Origin of the sequence: Paraburkholderia fungorum (assembly GCF_046027605.1) — a bacterium.
Lineage (GTDB): Bacteria > Pseudomonadota > Gammaproteobacteria > Burkholderiales > Burkholderiaceae > Paraburkholderia > Paraburkholderia fungorum_F.
The window spans coordinates 44,710-64,339 of the sequence record NZ_JAQQEF010000016.1; the positions used below are offsets into that span (position 1 = coordinate 44,710).

At 62.5% G+C, this 19,630-nt stretch carries 16 protein-coding genes; 6 read left to right on the forward strand and 10 right to left on the reverse strand.

Annotated features, from left to right (window positions below):
• Position 1: 1 nt before the first annotated feature.
• The gene (locus PQR53_RS24535) at positions 2 to 2,854 is read right to left on the reverse strand and encodes an autotransporter family protein (protein ID WP_408459635.1); all 2,853 of its coding nucleotides are present in this window, start codon (positions 2,852 to 2,854) and stop codon (positions 2 to 4) included.
• 482 nt (positions 2,855 to 3,336) lie between these two features.
• Entirely contained in the window at positions 3,337 to 4,695 is a 1,359-nt protein-coding gene (locus PQR53_RS24540) for an MFS transporter (RefSeq protein ID WP_408459638.1), read from the reverse strand.
• 103 nt (positions 4,696 to 4,798) lie between these two features.
• On the opposite strand from PQR53_RS24540, the gene PQR53_RS24545 reads away from it, so the two are divergent.
• The 6 genes from PQR53_RS24545 (at position 4,799) to PQR53_RS24570 (ending at position 11,209) form a co-directional block, all read left to right on the forward strand.
• The gene (locus tag PQR53_RS24545; protein ID WP_408459641.1) at positions 4,799 to 5,755 is read left to right on the forward strand and encodes a LysR family transcriptional regulator; all 957 of its coding nucleotides are present in this window, start codon (positions 4,799 to 4,801) and stop codon (positions 5,753 to 5,755) included.
• Between the two features lie 161 nt (positions 5,756 to 5,916).
• Complete coding sequence (locus PQR53_RS24550; protein ID WP_408459644.1) at positions 5,917 to 6,609, forward strand: TetR/AcrR family transcriptional regulator; 693 nt, start codon at positions 5,917 to 5,919, stop codon at positions 6,607 to 6,609.
• A gap of 112 nt (positions 6,610 to 6,721) precedes the next feature.
• Positions 6,722 to 8,542 carry an alkyl sulfatase dimerization domain-containing protein gene (locus PQR53_RS24555; RefSeq protein ID WP_408459647.1) on the forward strand — a complete coding sequence of 607 codons (1,821 nt, stop codon included), beginning with the start codon at positions 6,722 to 6,724 and terminating at the stop codon, positions 8,540 to 8,542.
• A gap of 101 nt (positions 8,543 to 8,643) precedes the next feature.
• A complete protein-coding gene (locus tag PQR53_RS24560) occupies positions 8,644 to 10,296 on the forward strand; it encodes a long-chain-fatty-acid--CoA ligase (protein WP_408459650.1) in 1,653 nt (550 codons plus the stop codon).
• 101 nt (positions 10,297 to 10,397) lie between these two features.
• Positions 10,398 to 10,784, forward strand: a complete 387-nt coding sequence (gene gloA, locus PQR53_RS24565; RefSeq protein WP_179736147.1) for a lactoylglutathione lyase — start codon at positions 10,398 to 10,400, stop codon at positions 10,782 to 10,784.
• Positions 10,785 to 10,810: 26 nt separating this feature from the next.
• Positions 10,811 to 11,209, forward strand: coding sequence for a hypothetical protein (locus PQR53_RS24570; RefSeq protein WP_408459653.1), 399 nt, complete (start codon positions 10,811 to 10,813; stop codon positions 11,207 to 11,209).
• Between the two features lie 149 nt (positions 11,210 to 11,358).
• On the opposite strand, the gene PQR53_RS24575 is transcribed toward PQR53_RS24570, so the two are convergent.
• The 8 genes from PQR53_RS24575 to PQR53_RS24610 form a co-directional block, all read right to left on the reverse strand.
• A complete protein-coding gene (locus PQR53_RS24575) occupies positions 11,359 to 12,246 on the reverse strand; it encodes a M48 family metallopeptidase (protein ID WP_408459656.1) in 888 nt (295 codons plus the stop codon).
• A 44-nt stretch (positions 12,247 to 12,290) separates the two neighbouring features.
• Complete coding sequence (locus PQR53_RS24580; protein ID WP_408459659.1) at positions 12,291 to 13,049, reverse strand: lysophospholipid acyltransferase family protein; 759 nt, start codon at positions 13,047 to 13,049, stop codon at positions 12,291 to 12,293.
• Between the two features lie 40 nt (positions 13,050 to 13,089).
• Positions 13,090 to 13,644 carry a D-glycero-beta-D-manno-heptose 1,7-bisphosphate 7-phosphatase gene (gene gmhB / locus PQR53_RS24585; RefSeq protein WP_408459662.1) on the reverse strand — a complete coding sequence of 185 codons (555 nt, stop codon included), beginning with the start codon at positions 13,642 to 13,644 and terminating at the stop codon, positions 13,090 to 13,092.
• Positions 13,645 to 13,654: 10 nt separating this feature from the next.
• The gene (gene glyS / locus PQR53_RS24590) at positions 13,655 to 15,805 is read right to left on the reverse strand and encodes a glycine--tRNA ligase subunit beta (protein ID WP_408459665.1); all 2,151 of its coding nucleotides are present in this window, start codon (positions 15,803 to 15,805) and stop codon (positions 13,655 to 13,657) included.
• A gap of 15 nt (positions 15,806 to 15,820) precedes the next feature.
• Positions 15,821 to 16,828, reverse strand: a complete 1,008-nt coding sequence (glyQ, locus tag PQR53_RS24595) for a glycine--tRNA ligase subunit alpha (RefSeq protein WP_179736159.1) — start codon at positions 16,826 to 16,828, stop codon at positions 15,821 to 15,823.
• Positions 16,829 to 17,035: 207 nt separating this feature from the next.
• Entirely contained in the window at positions 17,036 to 17,887 is an 852-nt protein-coding gene (locus tag PQR53_RS24600; protein ID WP_408459668.1) for an FkbM family methyltransferase, read from the reverse strand.
• A gap of 139 nt (positions 17,888 to 18,026) precedes the next feature.
• Positions 18,027 to 18,368 (reverse strand): nuclear transport factor 2 family protein, encoded by a 342-nt coding sequence (locus PQR53_RS24605; protein WP_408459671.1) that lies wholly within the window; start codon positions 18,366 to 18,368, stop codon positions 18,027 to 18,029.
• 45 nt (positions 18,369 to 18,413) lie between these two features.
• Positions 18,414 to 19,628 carry a hypothetical protein gene (locus PQR53_RS24610; protein ID WP_408459674.1) on the reverse strand — a complete coding sequence of 405 codons (1,215 nt, stop codon included), beginning with the start codon at positions 19,626 to 19,628 and terminating at the stop codon, positions 18,414 to 18,416.
• Positions 19,629 to 19,630 lie beyond the last annotated feature (2 nt).

Below are 19,630 nucleotides of genomic sequence, written 5' to 3' on the forward strand. Positions count from 1 at the left end.
CTTACCAACTCCAGCGCGCGCCCAGATTGCCCTCCACCGTGCTGCGGTGCTCGCCGTTCACGTTCGTGGTGTAACTCGCCGTGGCGAACACGCTGCCGCGCGCGCTCAGATGCGCGACCATGCCGACGCCGAACTGGGCGGCCGTGGCGGCGACATCGGTGGGAATCACGGTCGTGCCGGCGAAGGTCGCACTATCGGTGCCATGGAAATAGCGCCACAGATTCGCGCGCAGATAGGGTTGCCACTGCGCGCCCGCACCTTCGAAACTGCCTTGCAGGCGTAGGCCGAGTCGGCCCACCAGGCCGTTTGCCGCGTGAAACGATACGTTCGAAATGCCGTCGTTCAGATCGTTGATCGATGCGTGCTGCCAGATCAGTTGCGCTTGGGGTTCGAGACGGAGATTGGCGCGCAGCGGAATCGGCAAGCCGGCTTCCAGTGAGGTCGTGACCGAATGGCCGTGCGTACTCGCGCCAATGCCCTGATTCGACGAAGGATCGAGCGTGAGTGAGCTGCCCATCGCAACCGCATCGGTGTACCAGCCGCCTGGGCCGATATGAGTCCAATACACGCCTGCACTGTATGCATTGATCGACAGACGACCAGCCGAGAGATCGGGGACGCCGAGCGCGAAGCCGTTCACGTCGCCTTGAGCGCGGGCAAAGCCGATGAAGAAGCCATAGTGATTGCGATGGCCGCTTTCGCTGCGATCCGCGTAAATATCCTGACCCACTTGCACGCCGGCCATCGTGCCGCTGAATTCGGGGTTGGCCGCGCCGCTGTTGCTTTGCGAACTATGCTCGCCCCAGACACGTGTCCATGTGGCGGCAAGCGGGCCGCTGTCGTTCAGCAGCGCCTGCTCGCCCTGGCGGTCATGGAACGTGCCAATCTGCGCGATGCCGAGTTCGCGTGTGAGAACCGGGACCTCGGCGTAGACGGGCACTTCCATACGGTAGAGCGGTGTGGGGGCGGCGCCCGCGGGCGGTGGTGCGGGCAGGGACGGCGTGCCGGGCGCGGGGATCGGAGCGGCTGGGGCGACCGGTGTTGGTGTCGGCGTCGGTGTGGGTGTTGGTGTTGGTGTTTGAGTCGGTGTCGGTGTCGGTGTCGGCGTGGGCGTTGGAGTCGGCGTTGGTGTCGGAGTCGCGGCCAGACTCGAGCGCAGATACCAGTTGTCTGCTGTCCCCGCGCTCACACCGCCCTTGAACAGATAGTATGTATAGGCGCCCGTGGTCAAGGACTTCGGCAGCGTGAAAGCGTTCGCCGTCGTTGTTGCGCCGTTCGTCGCCTGCACGACGAGAATGCCGTCCGTGAGCGTGGCGCCGCCCGTGCCGCCGACATTGACGACGCCAAGCGAAGTATTGCCCGAGCCGACGCCTTGCGCGATCACCAGCTTGTCGCTAGGCGAGCCGTCTCCGCCAAGCACCGTCTGTAGCAGCAAGCGGCCATTGAGCCCGGTGTAGTTGCCGTTGATCACCAGCGTATTGCGCGTCGCCGTCGCGCCGTTGGTCAGATCGATTGTGCCCGCATTGTTGACGTTGACGCGTTGCCCCACAACTGCCGATGCGATCGCCGCCGTGCCGCCAAAGCCGCCCGCAAACACCGTGCTGCTCGAATCGACGTTGAGCGTGCCGGTCAGTGTGCCGCTATCGCCGAGCACCAGGCCGTTGGCGTCGAGCGTCAACTGGCCGCCGTTGGTGACGTTGACCGTCTCCCAGTTGATGAAACGCCCAAGGCCGCTTGCCGACGTGCCGTTGAAATTGAGCACGTCGTTGCCGGTGCCCCCGTCGAAGCTCGGCACGCCGGCGAGATTGGTGTCGGCGAGGCCGGTGAGGTTGGCAATGTCGTCGCCTGCGTCGAGACGCACGAAGCCGGTGACGGTGCCCCCGCTCCAGTTGAAGGTGTCGTTGCCGGCATCGGTCCAGATCGCGCGGCCGTTGCCGCCCGCAATGGTACCGGTGTTGTTGATGACGATAGCGAAGGCGGTGGTGGAACTGATCGCCTGACTCCCGGCCGCGGTGATGGAGCCGCTATTCGTGATCGTTGCCGGAGCATTGGCAAAGGCGACCGCGTTGATAGCACCCGCAATCGTGCCCGCATTGTTGAAGGTGCCGCCGCCGTTCGCGACTATAGCATTGGCCTGCAGGCTGACGATGCTCGCGCCCGCCGCATTGTTTAACGTGACGGGGCCGGAGAAGATGGCGCCGAGACCACCAACGCCACGTGCCGTCACCGAGCCGGTGTTCGTCACGACGCCGGGCGCAATATCCTGTGAAACGAGGCCGTGCGAACCCGCACCTGAGACGTCGATCGTGCCGTGATTCGTCAGCACGTTGTTGCCCGGGCCGTCGATGGCGTTACCGTTGGCCTGCATGCCATACGAACCGGCGCCCGTCGTCGTGATCGAGCCGTTGTTGACGAGCGTGTCGTTATTAGTCAGCGCAGCCATGCCGTGTGAGCCGTCGCCGCTCGTCGAGAGCCTGCCGTTGTTGGTCAGCGTTCCGCCACCGTGGCTTGCGAAGTCATGCATCGCGACTGAGTTGTTGCCGGTAGTGCTGATCACACCGGTGGTGTCATTGAGCATCGTGACCGCGGCAGCGCTGTTGAACATGCCTTCCGATTCGACACCGCTCGTGACGATCGTGCCGCGGTTGATCAACACGTCATGGCCGGCGCCGCCGCTCGCGCCATGCGCCGAGATGGCATCGAAGGTGTCACCTGCGCCATGCAAGGTGCCGAGGTTGGTGACGGTGCTGCCGTCGCGCACGAGGATGACGTTGTTGCCGGTCACGTCGAGTTCGGCGCCCGCTTGCACGTTCACCGTGACGTTGGTGCTGCCGGCAACCGCGGCGATTGGCATAGCGGCCGGATTGGGGGCGCTGCTACCGCAGGTGACGGTCTGGCCGCTGGCCGGCGCAGTGTTGTCACAAGCTGCGAATGCAGGCTCGCATGGCAAAAGAATCGCTATCCCAAGTGCGGACGAAAGGGCTTCGAAAAGACGCGAACGAACAGACACATGCAGCGGACATGCACGACGCATACGACGGTTCTCCAGTAGAACAGGTCTGGTCAGTTCCTGCTGGGTTTGTTATGTGCGCTGCGTCGTCTCTTGGGATGCCGCGTCTGGACGATGTGAAAGAGAATGTACCGTCGGATGAATTTAGTCAACGGTACTAATGACGTGGAAAGGGAATGATATGCCGCATGACTGAACATGAAGGAACTGTTCGAGCAGGGCGTTAAAAGGTGGAGCAAAAATCGCACTGAGGGCGAGAGAAAACGATGCGAATGGCTACGAGAAAAGGCGGCGCGAACGGCCATGCGAAAGTTAGCCCGGGCGTATCACCCCGCAATGCCCTCGATGCGCCGCTTCGACCGTTGTGGATCGATCAATGCGAAACCCGCCGCGCCGACGATCAGCAGCAACACGCCGGTTACCGCGAAGCCGATTTCATAGCCACGCGCGTCGCCTGCCACGCCGAGCAGCTTGCCCATCGCAACGGGGCCGATCAGTCCTGCAGTGGTGACAATCGAGTTGGTGATCGCGAGCAGCGCGCCGCGCCGCGTTGCCGGCGCAACTTCGGCGACCAGCATCGGACCGAAGGTGAACGTCTGGATCGCCAACGCGCTGGCAAGTCCCATCAACGCGACCTTGATGAACGGCGGCGCGCCGAACAACAGTGAGCAGTACGCCAAGCCACTCACGACGCATGCCGCGCTGATCAGTTTGCCGCGCGCCACCTTCGACGGCACGCCGCGTTTGAGCATTCGATGCGACGCAATCGCGAGTGCGATGCCAGGCGGAATCTGCGCCGCGACTTGCAGTGCGAACAACCAGCCGGCCTGGGTCGCGGCAAAGCCGAGGCCGAGCCGGAAATACGCGGGCACCCAGGTGAAGCCGATCGCGATCACCGCATAGCCGACAAAGCATTGCAGCATCACGCCGATCACCGTGCGGTCGCTGAGCATGCGCCGAAAGCGCAATGACGCAGCATGAGGCCCGGCTGCGACCACCGGTGCAAACGCGGGCGACGCGTTGTGCTGACGATCGCCGGTCTTGCCCAGGCACAGCCACAGAATGGTCCAGCCAATGCCGACCGCGCCGAGCGTGAGAAACGTCGCGTGCCAGTGCCAACGCTGCGAGATGTAGGTGAGCAACGGTCCCGCGATGATGACACCCGAGGTTGCCCCTTGCTGAACGATGGCGGTGGGAAGATTGCGTTCGCGGTCGTCGAACCAGGTGTAGACCACATGCAGTGCGAGCGGCGAGGCCGGCCCTTCGCCTGCCCCTAGCAGCACACGGCACAGCAGCAGCACGGCGAAGCTGGTCGGCCAAGCAAGCGGCAACTGCGCGACCGCCCAGATAAGCGCGAGCGCGGCGAGCAGCCATTTCATGTTGACCCGGTCGGCGATCAGGCCCACGGCGATGCCTGAGATCGAGAACAGCACGAAAAACGCGCTGCCGACGAGCCCGAACTGACCGTGCGTCAATTGCATGTCATGCATCAGCGGGATCGCGACGAGACCGAGTACGGCCTTGTCGGCGAAATTGATCAGCATGAACAGGAACAGCGCGGCGACGATCACCCACCGACGGCCTTGCACGGTCTCGCGCGCGTGGGCGGGTTGGGTTGGGTGAGCCGACGCCGTGTCGGCGGCAAGTGCCGTGCAGCGCTTCGTGCTGCTGAGGAAAATGGGCAAGGCGGGTCTCCGTTTCTGGCGCGGGGGCGCTGGGTTTTCGCCCATTTGAGGTGGTATAACTGAATTGTTCAAGTGCATTCTCGTTATCGGGAGCTTGCAAACTATGCATGAGGTCAATTCTCGCCGTCTTACCCATCTGATCGCGCTCGCGGAGGAGGGTAGTTTCGCGCGCGCGGCGGAGCGGGTTCATCTGAGCCAGCCGGCATTGAGCCGCAGCATTCAGGCGCTCGAAGAGGAAGTCGGCATGAAACTGTTCGACCGCGCCGCGCGTGGCGTCGCGATGACGGCGGCCGGGAGGATGCTGGTCGAGCGCGCCCGGCGCGTGCTGTTCGAAACGCGCTGCCTGTTTCGCGACGTCGAACTGCTGAAGGCGCATGAGCTCGGCGAGGTGCGCATCGGCCTCGGGCCCTATGCGGCTGTCGTGCTGCTGCCGGACCTGCTGGTGCAGTTCGCACGGCGCTTTCCGAAGATCAAGGTGTCGATCGAGCTCGGCGAAGGCGATGCGCTGCTGGCCAAGCTGCGCGCCGAACAGATCGACTTTCTGGTCACCGATCGCCGGGTGCCTCCCGTGACGCCCGATGTCACGTTGCAGCGTCTGCCGCGTCACGAGGGCGGCTGGTTCGCGCGCCCGGGCCATCCGCTGTTTGCGCGCGACACGGTGCTGCTCGCGGCGTTGCGCGAGTTTCCGCTGGTCTCGGTGAGCTTGCCGGCGTTCATGAAGGACGCGCTGCATCGTCTGCTCAAGTACCGCGCGCACGAGCAGATTCCGTTGCAGATCGAATGCAACGACGTGGCGGTGCTGAAGGACGTGGTTGCGCAGAGCGATTCGGTGCTGTTCGCGACGGCGTCCGCGGTGCGGCGCGATCTGGAGATGCGGCGGCTCGCGCGCATTCCGCTTGTCAATCCGCCGCGTCTCGCGCTGGAATTCGCGCTGGTGTATCTTGCCGAGCGCACGCCGTCGCCTGCCGCCTCTTCCGCCCTGGAGCTCGCCGAGCAGGTGATGGAGGACGCCAACCGGACCGCGCAGGGCTTGCTGCATCCCGACTCAATGTCGACATGAATGGATCGCTGAACGGCCGCCGGAGTGATCGTATGACCGCCCCGTGATTACCCTGGATGCGATTGACACAGCGATCCTAATCACGGACGATCCGGAATCCAGATTCCGGTTTGCCGTGAGTCTTCATTTTCTCAGAGCAGCGAACCGAAGCTGAAACCTGCATGACAACGATTTCACCACGCAGCCGCGAGGCACAGCAGCCCAGCGCCATTGCGGCGCCGCGCCAAGCGCGCAGTCAGCAAGGGCTCGTGCGCATGCTGCAAGCCGGGCGCGAATTGCTCGAAGCGAGCGGCAATCTCGACGATCTGTCGATCAACGAGATCGTCGAGCGTGCAGGCACGTCGATCGGCGCGTTCTACCGGCGCTTTGATAACAAGGACAGCTTCTTCGAAGTCGTCCAGGACGCGGTGATGCAAGAGGGGCTCGATCATGTGCGCCAGACCGTCGAGCGTGACCCGGCCTGGCGCTCGAACGATACAGGCACGCTTGCCGATGCGGTCATTTCGTTTTACGTGATGACGTTCCGGCGCAATCGCGGGTTATATCACGCGTCGTTGCTGCGAGCTTCGCAGCGCAAGGCGAGCTGGGACGCCGTGAAATCGACCAATCACGAGGTTCTGGCGATGATCGTGCCGCGTCTCGTCAGCACGTTGGCACAGTCACGCGGCATCAAGGCCAATGAGAACGCAACCCAGTCGCTCGAATTCGAAGTGCGTGCCACGTTGCAGATGATCCTCGGCATGCTGGTCAATAGCGTGTTGAACGACCCCGGTCCGTTGTCGCTCTCCAGCCGGCAACTGCGCTCGTGGCTGCAAATTCGGGTGCGGCGCTGCCTCGGTTTGCCGGACAGCTAATTTTTTTACCTTAAGACCGGAATCAGAATTCCGGTTCCATTAATCGAAAAATCGATCCTCAAATGCGGCGCGATGCCCGCTACGCGCAGCCGACTATCCCAGGAGACACCGCATGAGCTCATGTTGCCCCGCACAGGTCCGCAATCCCGACTTCGACGCGCCACATATCGGCGAACCGCTCGATGTCGCGTTCGACGCCGGCGTGAATCTCGCTTTCGCCATTGCCGCGCCGACCGTGCCGCCGCGCCTCACCGAACACTCGCGGCGCATGGCACAACGTATCTATCGCGTCGCTGAACGCGTGTATTGCGCGGTCGGCTACGCAATCGCAAACATCATCTTCGTGGTGGGTGACGACGGTATCGTGGTGATCGACGCGACCGAAGCCGTGTCCGCTGCGAAACGCATCTACGAGGACTTCTGCGCGATCGATCCGCGGCATGCCGAGCTGCCGGTCAAGGCCATGGTTTATACGCACAATCACACGGACCATACCGGCGGCGTGCGAGCCTTTGTCGATGAAGCCGCGCTCGCGGCGGGCAGCGTCGAGATCATTGCGCACCGCTCGTTGATGGACACCGTGATCAACAACGCGAATCTCGTCGCGCCGATTCTCGCCACGCGTTCGGCCTACAGCTTCGGCACGCTGCTGCCGCCCGGCGCGACCGGCAAGGTCAACGCGGGCATCGGCCCCGTGCTGATCGCCGAGCCGGCGAGCTTCTTCGCACCGACCCGCGTGTTCGACGACACGCTCGACATCGTGCTGGCGGGCGTGCGCTTCGAGTTCCGCTACGCACCTTCGGAGGCCGACGACGAAATCGTCATGTGGCTGCCGGAACTCGGCGTGCTGCTGTCGGCGGAAGTGATCCAGGGCGAGTGCCTGGCGAACGTGCATACGCTGCGCGGCACGCGTTACCGCGATCCGGTGCGCTGGTACCAGACCATCGACATGATGCGCGGCTTCAACGCGGCGCATATGGTGCCGGCGCATGGCCGGCCGGTATCGGGCGCGCAGTATGTCGCCGAGGTGCTATGCGTGTATCGCGACGCCATCCAGTTCATCCACGATCAGACCATCCGTCACATGAACTTCGGTCTGAGCCCGGACGAACTCGCTGAAGCGATTCCCGCGCTGCCGCCGCATCTCGCGGCGCATGCGTGGCTCGGCGAATACTATGGCACGGTCAAGCATTCGGTGCGGCAGGTATATAGCGGTCAGCTCGGCTGGTTCGATGGCGATCCGGCGTCGCTCGATCCGCTGCCGCGCGCCGAACGTTCGCAACGCATGATCGGGATGATGGGCGGGGTGGACGCAGTGCGCGCTGCCGCGCGGATCGCGTTGGGCGATTTGGACTGGCGCTGGGCCGCGGAATTGTCGACGCTGCTGGTGCGCCTCGATACCTCCGACACCGACGCGCGCAATATCAAGGCGAGCGCGCTACGCGAGTTGGGCTACCGCACGGTGAACACCAATTGGCGCAACTGGTATCTGAGCGCGGCACGCGAACTCGAACACGCATACGACGATCTGCCGTTTGCGGGCAGCGCGAGTCTCGCCTCGACGGATGTGTTGCGCGCTCAACCGTTGCGCAATGTGTTCCAGCGCTTCAGCGTGAACGTCGATCCGGATCGTTGCGCGGACCTGCAGATGACGCTGGCATTCCGCGTGACGGATCGCAATGAAACGCATGCGCTCGAACTACGGCGTGGCGTGTTGCAGGTTCACGAACGCATGCCTTCAACGATCGATGTTCAACTCACGCTGGAAACCAGCACCCTGTACGGCATGCTGCGCGACGTGGCGACGCAGTTGCCGCAGTGCCTCGAGAGCGGCACCGCGGTGCTGGAGCGCGGCACGGCTGAGCAGTTGCGCAGGTTCTTCGATTGCTTCGACCGGCCCGCGCGCCGTATGCCCGCGCTGACTACGCGATAGACACGGCGTACCTTGCAGCGCACAGCGGCGCAACAGCGCAACAGCGCGACGGCACATCGTGCGGTGATGCATCGCGATGCAAAACCAACAAGGGAGAAGACATGGAAAAAATCTGGTTGAAGTCCTATCCGCCGGGCGTGCCGGCCGAGATCGACGCGACGCGGTTCAGCTCCGTTGCGGACTTGCTGGAGCAAAGCTTCCAGAAGCACGCGGCAGAGTGCGCGTTCGTCTGCATGGGCCGCGAGTTGACCTACGGCGAACTCGATGCGAAGTCGCGTCATCTCGCAGCGTGGTTTCAATGGCTAGGTCTCGCGCGCGGCGCGCGCATCGCCGTGATGCTGCCGAACGTATTGCAGTACCCGGTAGTCATGGCGGCGATTCTGCGTGCCGGTTACGTGCTGGTGAACGTCAACCCGCTGTATACGCCGCGCGAACTCGGGCATCAGTTGAACGACAGCGGCGCGCAAGCGATCGTGCTGCTCGAACCATTTTCTCAAACGCTGGAGGCCGTGCAGGCGCAGACGCCGATCAAGCATGTCGTGCTGACCTCGATCGGCGAGATGCTCGGCGCGGACAGCCCCGAGATCGCGGCCGATGTGCCGCCCACGGCGCGCATTGCATTGAACGATGCGATCGCACGTGGCGCGGACGCGGGCTTTACACCGGCCACGCTCAGGCGGGGCGACGTCGCGGTGCTGCAATACACGGGCGGCACCACGGGCGTTTCGAAAGGCGCCACGCTCCTGCACGGCAACCTGATCGCCAACGTCTTGCAATCGGAGTTGTGGCGCGAGCCGGTCTATCGCGGACGCACCGACATCAAGCAACCCATCACCGTGGTGGCGCTGCCGCTGTATCACATCTTCGGACTGACGGTCTCCGGCTTGCTGACGATGCGTTGCGGCGGCATGGGCATTCTGATTCCGAATCCGCGCGATCTGGCCAGCCTGATCAAAGCCTTGCGCGGCTACGCGATCAATTCGTTCCCCGGCGTGAACACGATGTACAACGCGCTGCTGAACGAACCCGACTTCAAAACGCTCGACTTCTCGAAGCTGGTGCAATCGAACGGCGGCGGCATGGCGGTACAGCATGCCGTTGCGCAACGCTGGCAAGCGCTCACCGGCGTGCCGATCGTCGAAGGGTATGGATTGTCGGAAACCTCGCCGTGTGCCACCACCAATCTGCCGACGTCGACCGCGTTCACCGGGACGGTCGGTTTGCCGTTGCCGTCCACGGATATCTCGATCCGCGACGACGCCGGCAACGAAGTGCCGGTCGGAGAACGCGGCGAAATCTGCATTCGCGGGCCGCAGGTGATGGCGGGCTACTGGAACCGTCCCGACGAAACCACGAAGGTGATGACGCCGGACGGCTTCTTCAAATCCGGCGACATCGGCGTGATGACAGAAGAAGGCTTCGTGAAGATCGTCGATCGCAAGAAAGACATGATTCTGGTGTCGGGCTTCAACGTCTACCCGAATGAAATCGAGGATGTGGTGGCGAGGCACCCGGGTGTGTTCGAAGTGGTGGCAGTCGGTGTGCCGGACGCGGAGGCTGGCGAAGTGGTGAAGCTTTACGTCGTGAAGAAAGACCCTTTGCTCACCGAGGCGGACATTCTTGCGTTCTGCAAGGAACAACTAACCGGCTACAAGCGCCCCAAGATCATCGAATTTCGCAGCGAACTGCCGAAGACAAACGTCGGCAAGATTCTGCGACGCGTATTGCGCGACGAAATGACGCGGGCGGGGTGAAGCGGGCGTGCCACGGGCCTGCCGGCGTGGGGCACGCTCTGCAGCGCTGCGCGATTCGGGGTACATTTACGCTCTCGACATCACGCACTAGGGAATTCACGATGCGCCTGCTTCACACCATGCTCCGGGTCGGCGACCTGGACCGTTCCATTGCGTTCTACAACGACCTGCTCGGAATGAAATTGCTACGCCGCCAGGACTATCCGGAAGGCAAGTTCACCCTTGCCTTCGTCGGCTATGAAGATGAACGTGACGGCACCGTTCTCGAATTGACGCACAACTGGGACACGCCGTCGTACGAACTCGGCAACGGCTTCGGCCACCTCGCCGTCGAAGTCGACGACGCGTATGCCGCTTGCGACAAGATCAAGGCACAGGGCGGCAAGGTCGTGCGCGAAGCCGGCCCGATGAAACACGGCACCACCGTGATCGCCTTTGTCGAAGATCCGGACGGCTACAAGATCGAGTTCATCCAGAAGAAAGCGTGACGTAAGCGGCGGGGCGACGACAAGCAATGACTAACAGCAATCCCTACTTCAAAGAACTTGGCGACATTCACGCCGATATCCAGGCGCTGTTCGACGGCTCCGCGGATCACGGTGTGCTGGATCGCATCATGGCGCGCTTCGCTCCGCAATTCACGCTGATCATGACCTCCGGTATTGCACTGGACCACGCGGGCGTTCGCGAGATTTTCGCGAAGCTGAACGGCGCGCGTCCGGGCTCGCAAATCTCGATCCGCGATATGGAGATCGTGTCCGAGTATCCATCGGGCGCGGTGGTGAAATATCGTGAGTATCAGCGCGACAACACGGGCAACGCGAACGTGCGGCGCTCGACAGCGGTGATGGATCTGGACGCGCAGGGCAAGGTGACGTGGCGTCATCTGCAGGAAACCTTCTGCACGGCATGAGCCTTCTCGGCGCTCGGAAGGTCGGCGCTTTGGGTCAAAGCGCCGCCTTCAAATCTTCATGCAGGGTCTTCGGTTCGGGCTGTTGACCGAAAGACTCAAAGACCGGATCCAATAGCCGGACAACGCAAAAGCCGCAGGATCCGATAGCGCTAAAGCGTCGGCAGCAATTCCGGCGGATGCGACTTCAACGTCTGCCGCGCTTCGCGGAATTCCGGAAAAATCGATTCGACCGTCTGCCAGAAGCGCGGACTGTGATTCATCTCGCGCAGATGCGCAAGCTCGTGCGCGACGACGTAATCGATAATCGACAATGGGAAGTGGATCAGCCGCCAGTTCAGGCGAATTTTGCCGTCGCTCGAACAACTGCCCCAACGCGTGGCCGCCGAAGAAAGTGCATACGCACGATAGTTGACGCCCAGCTTCTCCGCGTAGATCGCGAGACGCTCGCCGAACAGGCGTTTCGCTTCGCCTTGCAGCCAGCCCTGCACACGATCCTTGATCTGCTGAGGATCGGCTTGCAAGGGCAGCGGCACTTGCAATGCGGCTTCATCCGCATTGAACGCGAGCATGCCTTGCGGTGAACCGAGCTTCACGCGCACCGGCCGGCCGAGATACGGCACTTCCGCGCCATCTTTCCAGTCGACCTTGGGCAACGCACGTTGTTCGACACGTGTTTGCCATTCGATCAGCTTCGTAAAAATCCAGCGCTGCTTTTCGGTGATCGCGGTTTCGATATCGGCGAGCGTGACCCAACGTGGTGCGGTAATCATCAGGCCGGTGCTGTCGATTGCAAAGCCGATCGAGCGGCGTGCCGAGCGCTTGAGCGCGTAGTGCAGCGTGCGCGAACCGATGGTGAGGCTGCGCAGCTTCGTACCGTCGGGTGCGAGCGGCACGGTGGACTGCTGCCCGCTCTGCAAACCCGAAGGCGCGGAGGGTGTTGGGGACGACGACGTCGACCCCGGCTCGGCGAAGAGCGGGAGATCGAGTTGCCGGTTATCGAGCGCCACAGCGGGCTGCGACGTAGGAGACTTCTGCATCGGATTCGGCTTCGCGCAAATGCGCCTTCGAGGGCGCGGGCGCGTCAGATTGGTGCGGCGGCGGAGCTGCTATCCGCCGCGCGGTACGCGGTAGGATCGATGCGACGCATTTCAGCTTCGATCCACTGTTCGACGCGCGTGTTGACTTCATCGGGCGTGAGCCCCGTCGTCTCGATCGGCTTGCCGATCGACACTGTGACTATACCCGCATATTTGAGAAACGAGTTGCGAGGCCACACACGTCCAGCGTTGTGTGCGATCGGCACGACCGGCGCGCCGGTGGCAATCGCGAAACGCGCGCCGCCGGTTTTGTACTTGCCTTGCTTGCCGGTCGGCGTACGCGTGCCTTCCGGAAACATGATCACCCAGGCGCCTTCCGCCATGCGCGCGTTGCCTTGCTTGATGACGGAGTTGAACGCGTACTTGCCTTCCTTGCGGTCGATGTGAACCATCTTCAGCATGCCGAGCGCCCAGCCGAAGAACGGCACATACAGCAGCTCGCGCTTGAACACGTAGCACAGCGGCCGTGGCATCAGCGCCGGAAACGCCAGCGTTTCCCATGCCGATTGATGCTTCGACAGCAGCACGGCCGGACCGTCGGGCAAGTTCTCATAGCCGTCGATCTTGTAGCGGATGCCGTTCAGCCAACGCACCGTGTTGAGCGTGGCGCGGCACCAGCCGGCAGCCATCCAGTACCGATTGTCGGCGCGCATGAACGGAAACGCGATGAAGCACGCGGTCGCGTACGGCACCGTGAACAGCACGAAATAGATCATCAGCAGCAGAGAACGAATGAAGCGCATCGGCGTGGTCTGTGAGGGTTAAGGACGCGCTCGACGCGCATCACTCGTGATCGTCGGAAAGAAAATCGAGCGCGAACGCGCGCAGGTCATCATGCACCTGGGTGCCTTCGGGCAGGCCGCCAGCTTCGAGGGTCTTGCGGCCCTTGCCGGTCAATACCAGATGCGTCGGAAAGCCGAGTGCCGCGCCCGCTTGCAGATCACGCATCGCGTCGCCGACCACCGGCGTATGCTCCGGATCGACTTCGAAACGCTCGGTGATCATCTTCAGCATGCCGGGCTTCGGCTTGCGGCATTCGCATTGATCCTGCGCCGTATGCGGGCAGAAGAACACCGCGTCGATACGTCCGCCGACCGCCGCCGCCATGCGATGCATTTTCAGATGCATTGCATTGAGCGCGTTCATGTCGAAGAGACCGCGGCCGATGCCCGACTGGTTCGTCGCGATCGCCACGCGATAACCCGCCTGGTTCAGCCGCGCGATCGCTTCGAGCGCGCCCGGCAGGGCAACCCATTCGTCCGGCGACTTGATGAACGCGTCGGAATCGACGTTGATCACGCCGTCGCGGTCGAGGATCACCACTTTTTTGGTCGGCATGGGGCGGCGCTCAGGTGGCGAGTCGGGAAATGTCGGCGACGCAATTCATCTGCTGATGCAGCGCGCCGAGCAAGGCCAGACGGTTGGCGCGCAACGCCGGATCTTCGGCGTTGACCATCACGTCGTTGAAAAACGTGTCGACCGGTTCGCGCAACGCGGCGAGCGCGGTCAGTGCGCCCGTGTAGTCGCGTGCAGCGAGTTGCGTTTGCACACGCGGCGCGACTTGTTCCAATTGCGCGTGCAGGGCCTTTTCCGCCGCTTCGGTCAGCAGCGTGACCTGCACGCCGCCGGTTGTCGCGCTTTCCGACTTCTTCAAGATGTTCGAGATGCGCTTGTTGGCCGCCGCGAGCGAGGCCGCTTCCGGCAGCGCCGCGAATTCGCGCACCGCATCCAGACGCGCGACGATGTCGTCGAGGCGCGACGGGTTCAGGGCCAGCACCGCGTCGATCTCGCCTGGCGCGTAGCCACGCTCGCGCAGCAAACCGCGCAGGCGGTCCATGCTGAAGTCGTAGATCGCTTGCGTGGAATCGGCGACGCCCGGCACGGCGGCGAAGGTCGCGTAAGCCGCGCGCAGCAGTTCGATCAGGTCGACCGGCAATTGCTTCTCGACCAGGATCCGCAGCACGCCAAGCGCATGACGGCGCAGCGCGAACGGGTCTTTCTCGCCGGTTGGTTGCAGGCCGATGCCCCAGATGCCGACCAGCGTTTCGAGCTTGTCGGCGAGTGCGACGACGGTGCCGGTTGCCGTGGTGGGCAGTGCATCGCCGGAGAAACGCGGCTGATAGTGTTCCGAGCACGCGAGCGCGACCTCTTCCGGCTCGCCGTCGTGGCGCGCGTAGTACGTGCCCATCGTGCCTTGCAGCTCGGGGAATTCGCCGACCATGTCGGTGATCAGATCGGCTTTCGCCAGACGTGCGGCGCGCCTGGCCAGCGCTACGTCCCCAGCCGACAGCGCGTGAATCCCGCCGGCCGCCTGATGACCCTGTTGACCCACTTCGATCAGCGACGCGATCGCGCCGGCCAGTGCTTCCAGCCGTTCGACGCGTTGCAGCGCCGAACCCAGCTTGTTGTGATACACGACGTTCGCGAGCAGCGGCACACGGTCGGCGAGCGGTTTCTTCTTGTCCTGCTCGAAGAAGAATTTCGCATCCGCCAGACGCGGACGCACCACGCGCTCGTTACCTTCGACGATATCGCCCGGCGTTCTGGTTTCGATATTCGACACGATCAGGAAGCGCGAACGCAGCTTGCCGTTCGCATCCGTCAACGCGAAGTATTTCTGGTTAGTCTGCATGGTCAGGATCAGGCATTCCTGCGGCACTTGCAGGAATTCGTCCTCGAAACGGCAGGCGTAGACCACCGGCCATTCGACCAGCGACGTCACTTCGTCCAGCAGCGATTCCGGCATCACCACCTGATCGGCTTCGGCTTGTGCGAGCAGATGCGTGCGGATGGTTTCCTTGCGGTCGGCGAAATTCGCGACCACGCGGCCCTTGTGCATCAGCGTGTCCGCATACGCATCCGCGTGCTGGATCTGCACGAAGCCTTCGGACAGGAAGCGGTGGCCGAGCGTGGTGTCGTCGGCATCGACGCCCAGCGCGCTGACCGGCACGACCTGTTCGCCGTGCAACGTGGTCAGGCGATGCACCGGACGCACGAACTGCACATTGGTGCCGTCCGGGCGCTGATACGTCATGACCTTCGGGATCGGCAGCCTGGCGAGCGTTTCGTCGAGCGCGGCTTGCAGGCCTTCGGCGAGCGTGGCGCCCGGTGCGGCGTAGCGCAGGAAGAACGCTTCCGCCTTACCGTCTTGCGCGCGTTCCAGATCGCTCACCGAGAAGTCGGGGAAGCCGAGCGCGGCCAGTTTCTTGGCGAGCGGCGCGGTGGGTTGACCGTCTTTGTCCAGCGCAACGGAAACCGGCAGCACTTTTTCGCGCACGTGTTTTTCCGGCGCGACCGAACGCACGTTCCTGATCGTGACGGCGAGGCGGCGCGGCGTCGCATAACGTTCGAACGACAGTTCGCCTTCGACCAGATCGCGCGCCGCGAGGCGCTGCGCAATGCCTTCGGCGAAAGCGTCGCCGAGGCGCGCGAGCGCTTTCGGCGGCAGTTCTTCGGTTAGCAGCTCGACGAGGAGGGTAGCTTGATGGGGTTGAGTCATTTCTTGATGTTCTCGTCAGTCCGGGTCGATCTTGCGTTCGATTTTGAGCGGCGGCACCCACGCGGGCATTGCGGCATCCTGCTCGTCGGTCGTGAGGCCGGGTACGCCGTGCACCGGATTGCCGAGCATCGGGAAGCCGAGCTTTTCGCGCGAGTCGTAGTAAGCCTGTGCGACGAGGCGCGACAGCGCACGAATCCGGCCGATATACGCCGCACGTTCCGTGACGGAGATTGCCCCGCGTGCGTCGAGCAGGTTGAACGTGTGGCCGGCCTTCAGCACCAGTTCGTAAGCGGGCAGCGCGATCTGTGCTTCGATCATGCGCCTGGCTTCCGCTTCGTAGCTGTTGAAGAACGTGAACAGCAGATCGACGTTCGCGTGCTCGAAGTTGTAGGTCGACTGTTCGACTTCGTTCTGGTGGTACACGTCGCCATATGTCAGGCGACGGATTTCCGGGCCGTTCGGACCTTGCTCTTCCCACTCGGTCCAGACCAGGTCGTAGACGTTCTCGACCTTCTGCAGATACATCGCGAGACGTTCGAGACCGTAGGTGATTTCGCCCAGCACCGGCTTGCAGTCCAGGCCGCCGACCTGCTGGAAGTAGGTGAACTGGGTCACTTCCATACCGTTCAGCCACACTTCCCAGCCAAGGCCCCAGGCGCCGAGCGTGGGGTTTTCCCAGTCGTCTTCGACAAAGCGCACGTCGTTCTGCTTCAGGTCGAAGCCGAGGGCTTCCAGCGAGCCGAGGTACAGGTCGAGGATGTTTTCCGGCGCCGGCTTCAGCACGACCTGGTACTGGTAGTAATGCTGCAGGCGGTTCGGGTTCTCGCCATAGCGCCCGTCTTTGGGACGGCGCGACGGCTGCACATACGCGGCGCGCCACGGTTCCGGACCGATGGCGCGCAGGAAGGTGTGGACGTGGGACGTGCCCGCGCCGACTTCCATGTCGATCGGCTGGAGCAACGCGCAACCCTGTTTGTCCCAGTAGGACTGCAGTGTCAGGATGATTTGCTGAAACGTGAGCATGAAGTGCCTTTCGGGCATGGGGCCGCGCCGTAAGCGCCGAAGCGCGCGGGCTGGCCGTGGAGCGAAGTGCTAAACCGGAGATTTTAACGGAAAGGGAGGGGGGTGTCCGTTTTGCGGGGGTGGAGGAGGAGTGAAGGGTCCCCGAACGACAAAAGGCCGCTGCGGGCGGCCGATGGTAGTTTGTCTTCTCGGGAAGCGCCGTGGCGGCTAACTACTCAAACTCATCAACGCATGCGTTGCCGAATCCGCATCCGTCACCTCCACAAACCCATCGATCTCCATCTCCAACTCCCCCGGCAGCGCGAGCATATTGCACGACAGCAACCTGCCGTAGATATTCTCCGTGCGTCCAAAGAAATTCCCCGGATTGAACAGCGGCGGCAAATGCCACCACATCCGATACTCCTTCGACCACAACCACTCGATCAACGCCTGCGACCGATCCAGCCGGTCGTTCTCCACGTAAATCACCGGCCGCGAGCGCGCGATGGTTTCCTCCGCGCCTTGCAGCGCGCTCAACTCGAACCCTTCCACGTCGAGCTTCAACAGCCCGACGGTATGCGAGCGCAGCACATCATCGAGCCGCACGCACGGTACCGCAAGCGTATTCGCCGCGGGCTCGGTTTGCATCGACACGCCGCCGAAGTTACCCGGCGCGTCATAGTCGGGCCGCGCAAAATGCAGCGTGCCCGCACCCGCTCCGCACGCATACGGCCACGCCAGCACATTACGCAACGCATTGGCCGCGAGATTCGCGCACAGGTTCTGAAAGATCACCGGCTGTGGCTCGAACGCGACCAGCACCTGGCGGCGCGCCTGCGCCTCACGTGCCAACGGGACGGTATGCACGCCGATATTCGCGCCGACTTCGACGACAATGCCCGGCCGCACCAGCAACTGTCGCAACACAGCAGATTCGAGTTCGCTGCATTCGCCGTATTCGATCAGCGCGCGGCCGAGATAGAAGTCGTTTGGATTGGCGAGCATCCAGCCATGACGTGTCTGAACGAGTTGAGTGTGCTCGCCGAGCGGCAGCAGAACAGAAGAGGGCGTGGCCATGAACTTTGAGCGGGAACAAGATCACGCAAATGTACGGTCCGCCGCTGCCCTTGTATATAAGACGGAGTCTTAAGGATTCTTATCTTTCTGCAAGAACTCGTCGTTAAAACCTAAGACTCCGCGACGACTTCATGATTTCCTAGCCAACGAACCAAACTTTTTCGATCTTCGTAGCACCCACTTGATAGATTGCAATCGCGTGGCGAACTGAATCGTCGTCTAGAAAGCCCGAAACACGCTCGCTGTCGATCACAATGTTGCCGTGAACAGCACGACTTACAAGCTCGGCCTTGAGCAATGGACTCGATTGGAACAGGCGGTGATACCGGGGGCGAAATGCCGGACCGGAGCGATCCGTCAGCTCTGCCCCTGACGGGAACGCGTAGACCCTCACCTCATCGACATAGAAACTCAAAAACGCCTCCAGATCGCGTCGATTGTACGCAGCCAGTTGTCCCGCGACGATTTCTTCAACTACCATTCGAGCACCTCTTCCATAACGTTTCAAAGATCCATTGGCTTTTTATCACCGCGCCTCCCGCGGGCGCCTTGATGAAGCCGAAGCGACCGTGTCAGGCTGATCGCTCCATAGGGCCGCGGCTATCAGCAATATCAATCCGACAAGCAGGCGAACCACGCCGAGTGATGCTGTTTTGGCCGCATCGGTCAGCGCAATTCCAGCTATCTGTTCACCGATGCCGAACACGACGCCCAAGTAAAGCAACATGCTGGCGCGTACTTGTCCTACCGCGTGCGACGGGGCACGCCGCAGGATCTGCGCGTTGGTGTAATGAAGCCAGAACGCATTGACGAGAGTCAGTACGACGTAGATCAACGCGTGGACCGTGACGTGCGAGAGGTCAACCAGTGAGCCCAACAAACCGCATGCGATAAGTGCTACGGAAAATAGGACCGCCGATGGCCTTGCGACGCTGGCACTGCGCAAAAGCGGAGCGGTGAGCCAGAAAGCCAACCCGTAATAAAACCACGATGCCGCGAAGCCCATTTGCACAGGAACGACGTCTTGCCTCTCGGCGATCGCGTAACCATAGACCATCATTCCAGAAAGGCCGATTAGAAAGCAGATCTGCACAAGGGACCATGGGCGCAACGCCGGCAGCCAAAAGCTTCTGACAGCGCTCAGGATAGCGCCACCCATATTTCGCCATCGAAACGCCATCGAACCGGATTGGTCCTCTTTTGTGCATGCGCTGCTAGAGAGGAACACCACCAGGCCGCCAGCGGTCAACGCGTCGATGATCAGGGCAGTGACCATGGAATGCGAAGTCCAAACCGGAATGAGCACGCAGATGATCGACGCGAAAACCATTGCGCCTTGGGGCGACGAGACCATGTGTGTAACAGCGCCGCGCGAACCCGAGCCGCTGAGGTCCGCGAGCAGTCTGTAAGCCAGTACCGTGGTAGCGCCCACGATGATGAATCGCAGGCCGGTCCAGACCAGAACGAACGCGGGGGCGACACTGGGAGAAGAAAGCATTTTCGCGAGAAGTACGAGCGCAAGCCCCAACTGCGCCGCCTCCAGAAGAGCAAATTTCTGGATGACCCGCCCTCTGTCGGCCCATGTCCCTGCCAGCAGCGATCCGGCGACCATGGCGATCTGCCGCTCCATTCCCAGCAACCCTACAAGGCGGCTGGACTGGGCAACCTGATCGAAATACGGCACCAGCAACAGCCACATGATCGTCGAGCCCAGCGAGGCAGCCAAAATCGATACGAACATTG

Excerpts from the sequence above, each read along its gene's own strand:
- PQR53_RS24580 (WP_408459659.1), bottom strand. The coding sequence starts at position 13,049 with ATGCGCTTCATTCGTTCTCTGCTGCTGATGATCTATTTCGTGCTGTTC.
- PQR53_RS24575 (WP_408459656.1), bottom strand. The coding sequence starts at position 12,246 with ATGCAGAAGTCTCCTACGTCGCAGCCCGCTGTGGCGCTCGATAACCGG.
- PQR53_RS24570 (WP_408459653.1), top strand. The coding sequence starts at position 10,811 with ATGACTAACAGCAATCCCTACTTCAAAGAACTTGGCGACATTCACGCC.
- PQR53_RS24600 (WP_408459668.1), bottom strand. The coding sequence starts at position 17,887 with ATGGCCACGCCCTCTTCTGTTCTGCTGCCGCTCGGCGAGCACACTCAA.
- PQR53_RS24560 (WP_408459650.1), top strand. The coding sequence starts at position 8,644 with ATGGAAAAAATCTGGTTGAAGTCCTATCCGCCGGGCGTGCCGGCCGAG.
- glyQ (WP_179736159.1), bottom strand. The coding sequence starts at position 16,828 with ATGCTCACGTTTCAGCAAATCATCCTGACACTGCAGTCCTACTGGGAC.
- PQR53_RS24610 (WP_408459674.1), bottom strand. The coding sequence starts at position 19,628 with ATGTTCGTATCGATTTTGGCTGCCTCGCTGGGCTCGACGATCATGTGG.
- gloA (WP_179736147.1), top strand. The coding sequence starts at position 10,398 with ATGCGCCTGCTTCACACCATGCTCCGGGTCGGCGACCTGGACCGTTCC.
- glyS (WP_408459665.1), bottom strand. The coding sequence starts at position 15,805 with ATGACTCAACCCCATCAAGCTACCCTCCTCGTCGAGCTGCTAACCGAA.
- gmhB (WP_408459662.1), bottom strand. The coding sequence starts at position 13,644 with ATGCCGACCAAAAAAGTGGTGATCCTCGACCGCGACGGCGTGATCAAC.
- PQR53_RS24535 (WP_408459635.1), bottom strand. The coding sequence starts at position 2,854 with ATGCCAATCGCCGCGGTTGCCGGCAGCACCAACGTCACGGTGAACGTG.
- PQR53_RS24550 (WP_408459644.1), top strand. The coding sequence starts at position 5,917 with ATGACAACGATTTCACCACGCAGCCGCGAGGCACAGCAGCCCAGCGCC.
- PQR53_RS24545 (WP_408459641.1), top strand. The coding sequence starts at position 4,799 with ATGCATGAGGTCAATTCTCGCCGTCTTACCCATCTGATCGCGCTCGCG.
- PQR53_RS24555 (WP_408459647.1), top strand. The coding sequence starts at position 6,722 with ATGAGCTCATGTTGCCCCGCACAGGTCCGCAATCCCGACTTCGACGCG.
- PQR53_RS24605 (WP_408459671.1), bottom strand. The coding sequence starts at position 18,368 with ATGGTAGTTGAAGAAATCGTCGCGGGACAACTGGCTGCGTACAATCGA.